Below are 12,698 nucleotides of genomic sequence, written 5' to 3' on the forward strand. Positions count from 1 at the left end.
ATGACATTAAAATAGGAATTAAAAACCGTATCGAACTGGGAGATGTCAACGCCCTGACCAAAGATGAGTTTGTGGAAACCGTTGAATGGCTCAGCGAAGAATTTGTTGATGAAGTGGATGATCCCAAAGCCATGATTCCCCATGATATTAAAGGAACAAAATTTCTATATCTCCCCAACCCAAGGGAGCTTGCCACCAGCCTGCTGCATTTAACCGCCATGGCAAAACTCTTTTATGCCATAAAAGAGACCTGGACCATGTCTTGCCGTCATACCGATGTGACCAACTGGGCCTATTTTACGGGCAGGGATGATATGACAAAAAAAATGGCCCTGATGGTGGTTGAGCCTGCCGAAGAACTTGGGATTGAAACCCTTGTGCTGTCAGAGTGCGGCCATGGATATCATACACTAAAATACCTTTTGGAAGATATAATCGGAAGAAAACCCGGATTTGAAGTAGTCAGCATGCCGGAACTCATCCTTCGATATGCCCAAAAAGGCGTGTTAAAATTTGATCCAGGCGTGCACCCTTATAAAATTGCCTATCATGATCCCTGCAATATTGGCAGGAAATCAGGGGGGTATGATGCTCCGAGACAATTGCTTTCCATGATCTGTGAAGGTAGTGTGGAACTCACCCCCAACAGGGAAGACAGTGTCTGCTGCGGCGGTGGCGGTGGCATGCTGCAGGACAGCACCACTACCATGAAAAGAATGATTACCGGGAAACCAAAGGTAAACCAGATGAAGGCAACGGGCCTGTCCCATCTTACCACGGCCTGTCTATCCTGCCACAGGCAGCTTGGAGAGCTTTCTGATCATTATAAACTGGGGATACAAGTTAATACTGTGGCATACCTGGCATCTGAATCGCTGATATTGTAATTTTAAAAAGCTATTGAGTTTAATAATACTTAAATTTTAACAAATATTCAGGAGAAAAAAATGACAAATATTGCAATTATTCGTTGTGAAAAAAATGAGGACCGATGTCCCTTAACCGGTTGTTTTACAGCTCTTGCTAAAACCAAGCAGGGGTTTGACAAATATGATGAATGTACCCTTACAGGAGTTTTTACCTGCCGCTGTCCCGGGGATAAAACAGCAGAACTTGCTAAAATTCTTAAATCAAAGGGTGCCCAGGGAATTCATTTTGTCACTTGTTCTTTTGCAACAAAAACAAAAAATGGATGGGATGACTCAAAGGGCGGCTTTTGTGAGAATTTTGCTCAAATTGCTGAACAAATCCATAAAGAAACAGGACTGCCGTGTGTTCTTGGAACAGCTCATCTGCCCAAAGGATATACCCCAAAAGTTTTGGATTAAGTTGTTTTTAACGATTAATGGGTTTGTAAATTTAAAAAAAAACCGTTATGATCCCGTCGTTTAAAACAAAATAATTTATTATTAATTTAATACTACTATTAAATATGAAATAAGGAAAAATTAAATGAATCTTACAGATATAATTCCTCTAGAAAAATGGGAAGCCTTTGAAAAAGAATTATATGATCGTTCCGGAATGAATGCGTGCGTGTATGATAATCAAGGCAATCGTATCACTTCCTTTGCAGCATGGGCAAATGAAGTCTGCCCTACAATCAAATCTTACCCCGAAGGGATTGCTGCCGTATGTGCTGTAGCAAATCAATACTTTACTAAAGAGACGGCAAAAACAAAACAACCTGTTGTTGATGAATGTGATGCAGGCTTTGTTAAATTTGCCGTCCCTATTTTTTATAAACAAGAATTTTTGGGCACTGTGGGCGGTTGCGGTCATATTCTTCCTGATGGTGAAGTCGAAACTTTTTTTATTGAAAAAGCGATTGGAAAAGATGATCTGGAATTAGAAAAAAAAATTGGTACTGTTAAAAATATTTCTGAAAATGATATAAAAAAATTGGTTGATTTTGTTCAAAAATACCTGAACAATATTCTAAAATAGCACCGGTGTTGGGAAAATTGGTGGTTTCGGGCGGGCGCTATTTATGCCTGGTTTGATAAAACACGCCTCTTTCCTGTCGGTTTGTTTCAATTTTCCCATCGCCGTCAAGCACGCCAAGATATTTATTTATCTCATTAATATGTATCCCTAATATTTTACTAAGATCGTTAAGAGTGCACGGTCTTCTTGAAATTGTTTCTAAAATAGCGTTTTCAGTATCCTCACGGTACGACTTCATATCTTTACGTTCGGGTACGGATGCAATTATTTCAGTATTATTAAAATCCCAGAAATTTATAATCTGCTGCAATTCAGCCTTATTTGCCGGTCTTAAATTATTGACGGTTCCCGGTCTGTCCAAAGTATTCAGCTGCACCTTATCGGGATTAATTTTAATAATTGCATTTTTCAGCAATTGCAAATCTTTAATGCTATCATTTATATCCGGCAAAATTAAAATTTCAAGCCAGATTTTACCCTTATACTCTTTTCGAAAATCAATCAGTCCCTGAATGTAATCTTTAATAGTAATTTCATGAAAAGGTCTGTCAATCTTATGAAAAACTGAATCAGAAGCAGCATCCAGGGAAGGTAAAACCAGATTGGCTTTTAAAATCTGAGTTCTGACCTGTTCATGGTTGAATAAACTTCCATTGGTTAATAAGGCTACGGGAATATCAGGCCAATTTGTTTTAATAAAATCCAATACATCGCCTATTCGAGAATTTAAGGTTGGTTCTCCGGCACCTGAAAAAGTAATATAATCAGGAGCAGGATTATTTTTCATATAATTTTTTAATTCCTCAACAACATCATCATAAGGAATATACTCTTTTCTTTGTATTGTTAAATTGGTTGTTCGTCCGCACTCGCAATAAATACAATTTAAAGAGCATACTTTATGGGGAACCAGGTCAACTCCTAGTGACATGCCGAGCCGTCTGGATGGGACAGGGCCGAAAAGATATTTATACATATGTCTTTCTTTTATTTAAAAGGTTAGTTTAATTTATTGCTTTTAAAACAATATCGCCATTTTTAACTTGTAAATCGTTTGCAATAACAGAGCATTTAGCCATTAACATAAAAAATATTCTATTTTGTTTTACATTGGAAAGAGCTTCGTAATTTCCCTGCCCTTTACTGATAATCAAATCTGCATTATTAAATTTATTTAAAAAATTTTCATTGCACAAACTTAATATTGTCGCAGGAGCAGTACTTCCCGAAGAAATGATTTGAGCAACTTCATTTAGGCCTGAAGCCACAGCATCATCTATTGTGACATCGTTTATTGTTGGAATTTCACGCACAGCATAGGTGACCGGTTTATTTAATTCTTCTATCAGAATTTTATCAAAAACCGATTCTCCTGCATTATCACCAAGGTATAAAATTGATTCTGTATTTTTTAATTCATTTTTAAATTTTTCAAAATCAATAATGGCAAAATCCTGGTTTAAAATAGTTTTTACATTTTCAACAATATTAAAATCATTAAGGGCACCAAAATCAATAACATTGCCTGCAATAGCAATACGAATTGCTGTTAATAATTTATTTTTTGATTTTTTAATAATTTCTTTCAGTTCAGGATATAATGATAATGCCTCTTTAATATTTTCTTTTTTAATATTTTTATAAGGATCATTTACTCCTGTTATTTCACTGATTTTTTGATAAATAATTCTTGCAGTTTCAGGTGGCGTGTTTTCCATTGGTATATCTTTTATTAAACCACCTATGACGTTGAGCAGGTCTTTTATTTTTTTTTCATCTTTGGTTGCTATGCGGCCTGCACGCAAGGCCTGACCCATAAAACAGGGAATACAATCCAGGTAAGTCTTCATATCTTTATATTTGTTCTTTTAAATTTATCTTTAAAAAACCATCGGGTTCATGTGCCTCAAATCCTGATCCTGCCATCAAACACCAGGGTGGCAGGGCCTGTCTTAAAAATATGGTTTGAAGCTTTATCCCAGTGAATGTCAAGGTCTCCGCCATCCAGGTGGACAATAGCTTTTTGGGATGCCCTGCCCGTAAGATGGGCGGCAACAAGAGCAGCGCACGCACCTGTGCCACAGGCCAGTGTTATCCCGGCGCCCCTTTCCCATACCTTCATTTTCAATTCGCTTTTGTTTACCACTTCAATAAACTCAACATTTGTTTTTTCAGGAAACCTTTCATGGTTTTCAATTAATTGACCGATCTTCACGATATCAACTTTTTTTACATCATCAACAAATATGACTGCATGGGGATTTCCCATGGACACGGCAGTAATGCGATACTCTTTATCCCCTACTGCCAGAGGTTCATCAACGGCCTTTTTATTCCCACTTTCAAATGGTATATCCCTACAGGCAAGAACAGGTTCCCCCATATCCACCTTTACCGACTGAACCTGATCCTTATCATTGGTAATTACCTCGGGGATGACGGTTCCGGCCTTTGTATCCACCCTTATGGCCTTTTTACCAATCATCTTTTTCTCATACAGATATTTGGCAAAACAGCGCATGCCGTTGCCGCACATCTGGGCCTGTGACCCGTCGGAATTATATATTCTGAATTTAATATCATGATCGCGGGATTCAAGAATCAGGATAATACCGTCGGCACCAATGCCAAAATGTCTTGAGCAAAGCTTTTTTGCCAATGCCGGATAATTCTCATATTGTTCTATCTTTGTATCCCGGTCATCCAGGATAATAAAATCATTGCCAAGGCCTTCCATTTTAATAAAGTCAATTTTCATGTTCTGCTCCGTCATGACCGGCATTATCCAAGACTTGAAATAATATCACTTCCAATAGCCTCCCCCTGCCAATGCCTGATATGTTCGATCTTTAAGAGGTCTTTAAGGGTCGCGGGCTTTTTAAAAGCAATGGAACCAATCAATGCATTATTTAATAAAAATCCCGGTTCCATTCCTATTGTGACACTCAATTTTTCCCTCATCTTTTTCAGCCGTTTGATTCTTTCCTCAACACTATTATCTTTTTTCGGTCTCCTGGTTCTTGGATACGAGGGCAACACCTTGTGATCAAGATTTATTGCCGCAACGATTGCTTGAACGCATTGAGTTGCATACATGTCTGTCTGTTTCGGGCTCAACACCCTTACCTCCAGCATCTGATCAATTGTCACAGGTTTCTTGCGGGCCATGGTCATTAAGGAGGCGTTTGATATAATTTTAAATAAGGGCTGGTCCTTTTTTTCTGCAATTTTTATCCTGAGCTGCAATAAATTTTCAAGAACCGCAAGGCTCCTGTTATCTATTTTACCGGCGCCTTTAAATTTTTTAAACAAGGGCAGGCTATGATTATTTTCATACCGGACCTGCTCTTGTATTTGAAACTCCTCTTTTGCCCACAAAAGCCGCCCTTTTGCCACAAGCTTCTTATGAATAATATCATGCAGCTTTGTAAGATATGCCACATCTCCCACACAATACTCAATCATCCCCTTTTTGAGCGGACGTTTTGACCAGTCTGCCTTTTGATATTTTTTATCTGCATCTACATTAAAATTTCGTTTTAACAGGGCCGCAAGCCCCCGTTCTTTAATGCCTAAAAACCGGCAGGCAATTTCCGTATCAAAAAGATTATTCACTTTTATATGATAATCCCTGTCAAGACTTCTGACATCAAAATCAGCGCCGTGAAATATTTTTATCACATCATTATTTTCAAGCACCTTTAAAAACGGGGATACTTCTTTAATTTCAAACGGATCAATCAGAAATGCCTGCTTTGCCGTTGCAATCTGAATTAAACAGATTTTTTCCTTAAAACAGTACATGGAGTCCGCTTCCAGGTCCACCCCGATTATTTTTTCCTTTAAAAGGTCGGCACAGACGTTTTTCAGTTCCCCGTCCGATTCAATAAACTTGTAATTCAATATTTTTTCCCTTGATTGTTTACACCAGTTCTTCTAAAATTCATGTTTTATATTAAACCGACAACATAACACAATGGAAAAACAAGATGATCAACATAACATTTCCGGACAATAGTATAAAGAACTTTGAAAACAATCCCAGCGGCATGGATGTTGCCAAAAGTATTTCAGACGGATTTGCCAGAAACTGTGTGGCAATGAAAATTGATGAAAGGCTCTTGGATTTAAATCAGACCATCAAAGAAGATACTTCCATCAGCTTTATAACTGCCAAAGACGATGAAGGTCTTGAAATTTTAAGGCATTCTTCCGCCCATGTCATGGCCGAAGCCGTGTTAAACATTTATACGGATGCCAAACTGACCATCGGCCCTGTGGTGGAAGACGGATTTTACTATGATATTGATATGGACCCGATTTCAAAAGATGATCTCGGGGCCATTGAAACTGAAATGAAAAAAATCATCAAAGCCAAGAACACTTTTGAGCGCAACGTCGTTTCTAAGGAAGAAGCCCTTGAAATATTCAAGGACAACCCGTTTAAACTTGAACTCATCAATGAACTTGACCATACCCAGGAAATATCCCTTTACCGGAACGGCAAATTTATTGATCTTTGCCGGGGGCCTCATATTCCCCATACCGGTATGATTAAAGGATTCAAACTGTTAAAAATATCCGGTGCATACTGGAGAGCAGACCAGACAAGAGAACAGCTCCAACGGCTTTACGGCATCTCCTTTTTTGATAAAAAGAAACTCAATAAATACATCCACCTGGTTGAAGAGGCCAGAAAACGGGATCACCGGAAACTGGGGACAAGACTGGATCTATACTCCTTTCATGATGAAGCCGCGGGCATGCCCTTTTTCCATGCAAAGGGTGTTGAAATATGGAATGCACTCTTAGAATACTGGCGCGATGAACACAGAGCTGCAGGTTATGTGGAGACCAAAACCCCTCTTATGCTCAACCGGAAACTCTGGGAACAAAGCGGTCATTGGGAAAATTACCGTGAAAATATGTATACATCCGTGATTGATAATGAAGAATATGCCATCAAACCCATGAATTGCCCCGGCGGCATGCTGCTTTACAAAACAAAAGCTTATTCCTACAGGGATCTTCCTTTAAGAGCCGGTGAAGTCGGTCTGGTTCACAGGCATGAACTATCCGGAGCACTTTCAGGTCTTTTCAGGGTTCGCGCCTTTCACCAGGATGATGCCCATATTTTCATGACACCGGATCAAATCGAGGAAGAAGTACTTGGGGTACTGAAACTGTCCGAGAGGATCTACAGCAGGTTCGGCTTAAACTTTCACCTGGAGCTCTCAACGCGACCCAAAAAATCCATTGGCTCGGACGAACAATGGGAAAGCGCCACAAACGGGCTTAAGGCTGCACTGGAACTCTATGGCCTGGAATACGTTATTAATGAAGGGGATGGTGCATTTTACGGACCTAAAATTGATATCCATATCAAGGATGCCCTGGGAAGAACCTGGCAATGTGGAACAGTCCAATTGGACATGGCCCTGCCGGAAAGATTTGACCTGACCTACAAGGGCAAAGATAATGAAAAGCACCGGCCCATAATGATCCACCGCGTTATTTACGGATCTCTGGAAAGATTTTTTGGCATTCTTGTTGAACATTTTGCCGGTAAATTTCCTTTGTGGCTGGCACCTGTGCAGGCCATCCTGCTTCCCATCAACCAGGATCTGGCAGACTATTCCGAGCAGATCAAATCCAAACTTGAAACCTGTAAAATCAGGTGTGAGGTGGATAAGAGAAGCGAAACCTTGAAAAAAAAAATCAGGGATGCCCAGCTTAATTATATCCCGCTGATTATCACCTTAGGGGATAAAGAAAAAGAAAGTGAAACCCTTTCTGTCAGAACCCTTGACGGCAAGGTCCGAATGGGCCTTTCCATGGATGAATTTGTTAAATCCGTATCACATCATATTAAAGAAAGAACCCTGGATGAGGCAATCCTATAGCAAGCTTGCCCTGATTCTTTTATACAGACTGCCGGTTATGGTCTTATGCATTTTTATTTTCTGGCAGTCTTCCTTTCCGGGTATTATTTCAGAGCCCTTATTCCCCTATGACGATAAAGTGCTTCACTTTGGCGTTTATGCTCTTCTTTCCATCCTTACTGCCAGAAATCTCAAAGCAGAAAAACCTTTTTGGTCTCTTGCAAAAATCAAAATCATTGCGACTCTTTTTGCCTGTCTTTATGGACTGTCAGATGAAATCCACCAGGCCTTTGTACCTTTAAGATACGCTTCTGCCTGTGATTTCCTTGCAGATTGTGCTGGAAGCTTGGCTGGCTGTCTTTTTTATTTAAACTTTTTATCCCGCAAAAATGAATTATGACAAAGGCATATCATCCAGATCTGCGACCAGTTTCCGGACCGTTCTGACAAATTCGTTCTTAAACTCCTCGTTTTCCACATTGGTAAAACTTTTAAAATCAATGAGTTCCAGTCCTTTCATCACGTTCAACAAATCAAGCATATAATTTTGGACAAGGGTATTATAGGCTGAAAGCCGCATTTCTTTGCTTTCAGCTTTTTTCCCCGTTACCTTTAAATCTTTATACAAATCTTCAGGATCTTGAAAACGGGTGTGCAATACCTCATATATCAGCAGAAACAAAGCGTCGATCCTATTAGTTTTTATCAATGTGGGACTGTGGAAAAAAGAATAATTTTCATCCACAATCACATCTGCCCCGCCAAGATATTGTGTTTTTTCAAACCAGTTCATGGTATAGGAAATATAATCTTTGTGCTGCCACTTGTTTTTTTCCCAGATATGGGCCCGGATGACTTTTGGTAATTCGGAAATACAACCCTCATGGGTTTCATAATTAAAGCTTCCCAACAGGGTACCGGACTGAAAAATGTCCACGCCTGGTTTGCCGGCATGTTCAGAGCACTCTACACAGAGAATTCGATTTTCTTTACCCGGTCTCAGAATTATAATCTTATAGGATGGCTTTCCCTTCTCAATACGCACCAGTTCTTCAGCCGAGTCCGGCGGGACAATGGCGTCAGCAACAAAAGGGGGTAAAAAGGCGGCTAAAAGACCGGGGCTCAGGTCAAGCTGTTCCAGAACTTTATTGAATACCGGCATGTCTTTTTCTTCCAGAGGACGAACCGGTATAAGCCTTCCCGGGACCATATCAGAAAAAAATCTCTCCATAACAGCCTCAAGACCCGCCTGCCAATGGGCACTTCTGGGATCTTTTTTTTCATTAATCCATTGTTTCACTTTTTGGGCCATTTGATCCATTAAACCATCCCCTTTTTAAATTTCGATATGTCAAAGCCGGAATAGGCAAAAACATTTCCATGTCCATGCGCTTTTCATCCAAGGTTGCTATCAAACCAAAATTATCCTTTTGTTGTCAATCTATTTTCTATAAAGGAATGAAATATTATAAAATTTTAATTTAAAGTCCGTTTCAATTATTCTTTTTCTTTTAGTTATTTTTCCTTTGAACTCGACAAATTCTCAAGAGCCTGCTAAACCTCAAACTATAAAACTTGTCACAGATATTTGGCCTCCCTTTTATGGTCCGGATCTTCCAGACAATGTTTTTTTTGTAAAATTGTCCGTAGTGCCTTTAAAGAAGCTAACTATAATTTATCGATTGATTTTTATGAATGGAAAATTGCCAAGAAACTTGCGAAGACAAGCAAATTTGACGGATTGCTCGGCGCGTATTATAAAAAAGAAAAGATTGGAAAACAAATCATAATATGGATCATATCTTTTTTGCTTGACTTGCATGAGGAATGTTTTTTATATTTTTTCCCCTTAGATAAGAAACATTTTTTTATCACCATCATTTGTGAGGACAATTATCGGTAAAACCGGTACTGGATGAAAAAAATCGATATTCATATTTGGCGGCGAACACTGCAGACAGGTGTGGCTGTTCTTTTTATCCTGCTTCCCATACTGAACGCCGCAGGGTTCAAATTTATCTGGGGCAATTTTTTAAACATCCATATCGGTAGTTTAACATTCTCTGATCCTCTCGCTGTTTTTCAGGTAATCGTTAAAAATCAATACCTGCCGACCGGGCTTTTGATCAGTGCCGGCATGGTTTTGGCCATTGCATTTTTCCTGGGTATAGTTTTCTGCTCCTGGATTTGTCCCTTTGGATTGTTGTCAGAACTGGTAAACAGACTATCTTGCCGGGTCTGGCCCAGAGAATCCAGCAATATCAAACTTCAGAAAAGCGGATTTAAGGTTAAGACTATGATCTTTTGTGCAGGCTTTTTAGTCTTTTGGATTTTTTTCAGCTCACCGGTTTTAAATCTGATGTCTCTGCCGTTCCAGTATTCAAACATTTTTCAATATCTTTTTATTCAAAAACATCTGTCCGCCGGGATCTGGTTTATCGGGTCAATTTTGTTGGCAGAATTTGTATTCCACACCCGGTTGTGGTGTCGTTGGATTTGTCCGCAATCCGTTCTTCTGGCTGTTGCCAAGCTATTCAACCCCTTTCGGCTTAAAATTATTTTCGAAAAAAAAAGATGTATTGGAAGCAAGATACCATGTCCATGCCAAAAAGCCTGTTCCCTTGATCTGGACCCAAGGCGCTTAAATGGCAGTAGCGAAGCACAATGTACCAATTGCGGCGATTGTGTGGATGCCTGCAGAAAAACCGGTGGGGCGCTGGGTCTCAGGTTTGGCCCCGGATGAGTTGGTGAGTTTCATTATTCCCGGCAAGGTCAGTATGAAATGGTGCTGACAATTTAAACACAAAAAAGGAGATTATCATGCAGCTCACTGTTCTTGTAGATAACAATACTCTTATTGATCGGTATTTTCTGGCAGAGCCCGGATTATCATTTCTCATCGAGGATGAGGGGTTAACCTTTTTATTTGATACGGGTTATTCGGATATCTTTATCAAAAATGCTCAAAAAATGGGAAAAAACCTGGCTCATCTGAATTTTATTATTCTTTCCCACAGCCACCTGGATCATACATGGGGACTGGACCCTCTGATTCGATATTTTGCCGAATTGGAAATTGAACACCGTCCTTTTTCACGCCCTGCCCTGGTTGCACATCCTGAAAGTCTGACGAGTGCCAGTGCAGAAGGATTCAGAGAATTTGGGTCTTTAATTTCAAAAAAAAGACTTGCCAAACATTTTGATCTTCACTTGAGTAAAGAACCTCAATTTTTGACCGGGCACCTTATCTTTCTTGGAGAAATACCCAGAACAAATGATTTTGAAGGACGTCTGACATTTGGCAGAAAAGACGGGGCCACTGAAGATGATAATGTCATTGAAGATTCTGCCCTTGTCTATAAAACTTCAAAAGGACTCATCATTATTACCGGATGTTCCCATGCAGGGATCTGTAATATTATTGAATATGCAAAAAAAATCTGTAATGACCCGCGGATACTGGATGTCATCGGAGGATTTCATCTGCAAAATCCTCCAAAGTCTCAAATTGAAGGTACGATCTCTTATTTTAAAAACCTTCACCCCGCAAAGATTCATGCCTGTCATTGTACAGACCTTGAATCAAAAATTGCCCTGTCCCAGGTGGTGAATTTAAAAGAAGTCGGGGTTGGACTTTCGCTTCAATATTAAAAACCGATTGAAATCAACCAAATGAAGGGATATATTACTAAAATAAAAATCATGGAAAGACTAGTGATTTAATAACTTAAAGACAAGACCAAAAACACTTTTAACGTTCTACTATTAAAAGGGGTTAATATGAACAACATTAACATTGACAAAATTATTGAAACAATTACCTATTGGATAACCACTTATTCTATAAAATTACTTGCTGCCATTCTTATCTTTTTTATTGGAAAATGGCTGGCGGGTAAACTGTCAAGGCTGTTCACAAAACTTCTTGAAAAAAACAAAGTGGATACCACCCTGATTAATTTCCTTGAAAGCATCATCTATTATACCTTGTTAATTGTTGTTATTATTGCGGTGGTAGGTCAACTGGGGATTAATACAACCTCTTTTCTTACTATTGTCGGTGCTGCCGGTCTTGCCATTGGCCTTGCCCTGAAAGATTCTTTGTCAAATTTTGCATCAGGAGTCATGCTGATCATGTTCCGTCCTTTCAGTGTAGGGGACTTTATTAACACTGGGGGTGTGACCGGAAATGTTGTCAGTATCTCTTTATTTAATACCACATTGCACACCCCGGACAACCAGAAAGTGATTGTTCCAAATTCTGCCATCACCAGCAATGTCATCACCAATGTGACAGCCAATGATACCCGAAGAGTGGATCTTGTGGTCGGCATCGGATATGACGATGATATTGAAAAAGCAAAAAAAGTCCTTAACAGACTCCTTCAAGAAGAAGAACGGGTTCTGGACACACCGGAAGCTACCATTGCCGTGTCTGAGCTTGGCGACAGCAGTGTGAACTTTGTTGTCAGGCCCTGGGTAAAAACCTCTGAATACTGGAATGTCTATTTTGGTTTAACTGAAAAAATCAAAATAGCATTTGATAAAGAAGGCATCAGCTTTCCTTATCCGCAACAGGATGTTCATATGTTCAACCAACAGGTAGAAGAGAAATAAAAGGCTATTACTTTATGGCGGATAAAAATTCACACTATTCAAGCCAAACCATTACAAGTCTGATGGAAATTGAATATGATTTTTCCGGTGAAATTTCCAGGCTGGCCGGTGAAAATGAAAATTATCTGATAAAAAAAGATGACGGCGCCTGTTTTGTACTTAAGCTGGCTGATGATAATACAACTGCCGGAATGATAGAGATTGAACATCTTGCAGTGGATCAACTCATCAATGCCAAACTTCCTATCCGTC

At 39.5% G+C, this 12,698-nt stretch carries 14 protein-coding genes; 9 read left to right on the top strand and 5 right to left on the bottom strand.

Features of this window, described 5'->3' with window-relative positions:
• From K8S13_RS04450 to K8S13_RS04460, 3 genes are all read left to right on the top strand, one after another.
• The coding region (locus tag K8S13_RS04450; protein WP_291460747.1) for a (Fe-S)-binding protein at positions 1 to 887 on the top strand (887 nt) is incomplete at its 5' end.
• A gap of 60 nt (positions 888 to 947) precedes the next feature.
• The gene (locus K8S13_RS04455; protein WP_291460749.1) at positions 948 to 1,328 is read left to right on the top strand and encodes a CGGC domain-containing protein; all 381 of its coding nucleotides are present in this window, start codon (positions 948 to 950) and stop codon (positions 1,326 to 1,328) included.
• Positions 1,329 to 1,452: 124 nt separating this feature from the next.
• Positions 1,453 to 1,947 carry a PocR ligand-binding domain-containing protein gene (locus K8S13_RS04460; protein ID WP_291460751.1) on the top strand — a complete coding sequence of 165 codons (495 nt, stop codon included), beginning with the start codon at positions 1,453 to 1,455 and terminating at the stop codon, positions 1,945 to 1,947.
• Positions 1,948 to 1,984: 37 nt separating this feature from the next.
• Here K8S13_RS04460 and K8S13_RS04465 read toward each other — a convergent pair whose 3' ends face one another.
• Genes K8S13_RS04465 through K8S13_RS04480 form a run of 4 tightly spaced genes read right to left on the bottom strand, consistent with a single transcriptional unit; the run spans position 1,985 to position 5,850 of the window.
• Positions 1,985 to 2,923, bottom strand: a complete 939-nt coding sequence (locus K8S13_RS04465) for a radical SAM protein (RefSeq protein WP_291460752.1) — start codon at positions 2,921 to 2,923, stop codon at positions 1,985 to 1,987.
• A gap of 28 nt (positions 2,924 to 2,951) precedes the next feature.
• Positions 2,952 to 3,797: an ARMT1-like domain-containing protein gene (locus tag K8S13_RS04470; protein WP_291460753.1), complete on the bottom strand. Its 846-nt coding sequence runs from the start codon at positions 3,795 to 3,797 to the stop codon at positions 2,952 to 2,954.
• Between the two features lie 56 nt (positions 3,798 to 3,853).
• The gene (gene dapF / locus K8S13_RS04475) at positions 3,854 to 4,705 is read right to left on the bottom strand and encodes a diaminopimelate epimerase (RefSeq protein ID WP_291460754.1); all 852 of its coding nucleotides are present in this window, start codon (positions 4,703 to 4,705) and stop codon (positions 3,854 to 3,856) included.
• A gap of 23 nt (positions 4,706 to 4,728) precedes the next feature.
• Positions 4,729 to 5,850 carry a ribonuclease D gene (locus K8S13_RS04480; RefSeq protein ID WP_291460755.1) on the bottom strand — a complete coding sequence of 374 codons (1,122 nt, stop codon included), beginning with the start codon at positions 5,848 to 5,850 and terminating at the stop codon, positions 4,729 to 4,731.
• A gap of 86 nt (positions 5,851 to 5,936) precedes the next feature.
• On the opposite strand from K8S13_RS04480, the gene thrS reads away from it, so the two are divergent.
• The gene (thrS, locus tag K8S13_RS04485) at positions 5,937 to 7,850 is read left to right on the top strand and encodes a threonine--tRNA ligase (protein WP_291460757.1); all 1,914 of its coding nucleotides are present in this window, start codon (positions 5,937 to 5,939) and stop codon (positions 7,848 to 7,850) included.
• Positions 7,834 to 8,229: a VanZ family protein gene (locus K8S13_RS04490; protein ID WP_291460758.1), complete on the top strand. Its 396-nt coding sequence runs from the start codon at positions 7,834 to 7,836 to the stop codon at positions 8,227 to 8,229. The genes thrS and K8S13_RS04490 overlap by 17 nt, the downstream gene beginning before the upstream one ends.
• Here K8S13_RS04490 and K8S13_RS04495 read toward each other — a convergent pair.
• Positions 8,224 to 9,150, bottom strand: a complete 927-nt coding sequence (locus K8S13_RS04495) for a hypothetical protein (protein WP_291460759.1) — start codon at positions 9,148 to 9,150, stop codon at positions 8,224 to 8,226. The genes K8S13_RS04490 and K8S13_RS04495 overlap by 6 nt on opposite strands.
• A gap of 594 nt (positions 9,151 to 9,744) precedes the next feature.
• Between K8S13_RS04495 and K8S13_RS04500 the strand changes: the two genes are divergently transcribed.
• From K8S13_RS04500 to K8S13_RS04515, 4 genes are all read left to right on the top strand, one after another.
• Positions 9,745 to 10,572: a 4Fe-4S binding protein gene (locus K8S13_RS04500; RefSeq protein WP_291460760.1), complete on the top strand. Its 828-nt coding sequence runs from the start codon at positions 9,745 to 9,747 to the stop codon at positions 10,570 to 10,572.
• 77 nt (positions 10,573 to 10,649) lie between these two features.
• On the top strand, positions 10,650 to 11,480 hold the full coding sequence (locus K8S13_RS04505; RefSeq protein ID WP_291460761.1) for an MBL fold metallo-hydrolase: 831 nt from the start codon (positions 10,650 to 10,652) through the stop codon (positions 11,478 to 11,480).
• Positions 11,481 to 11,609: 129 nt separating this feature from the next.
• Complete coding sequence (locus K8S13_RS04510; RefSeq protein ID WP_291460762.1) at positions 11,610 to 12,446, top strand: mechanosensitive ion channel domain-containing protein; 837 nt, start codon at positions 11,610 to 11,612, stop codon at positions 12,444 to 12,446.
• Positions 12,447 to 12,460: 14 nt separating this feature from the next.
• The coding region (locus K8S13_RS04515; RefSeq protein ID WP_291460764.1) for a hypothetical protein at positions 12,461 to 12,698 on the top strand (238 nt) is incomplete at its 3' end.

This window comes from Desulfobacula sp., from assembly GCF_021107415.1.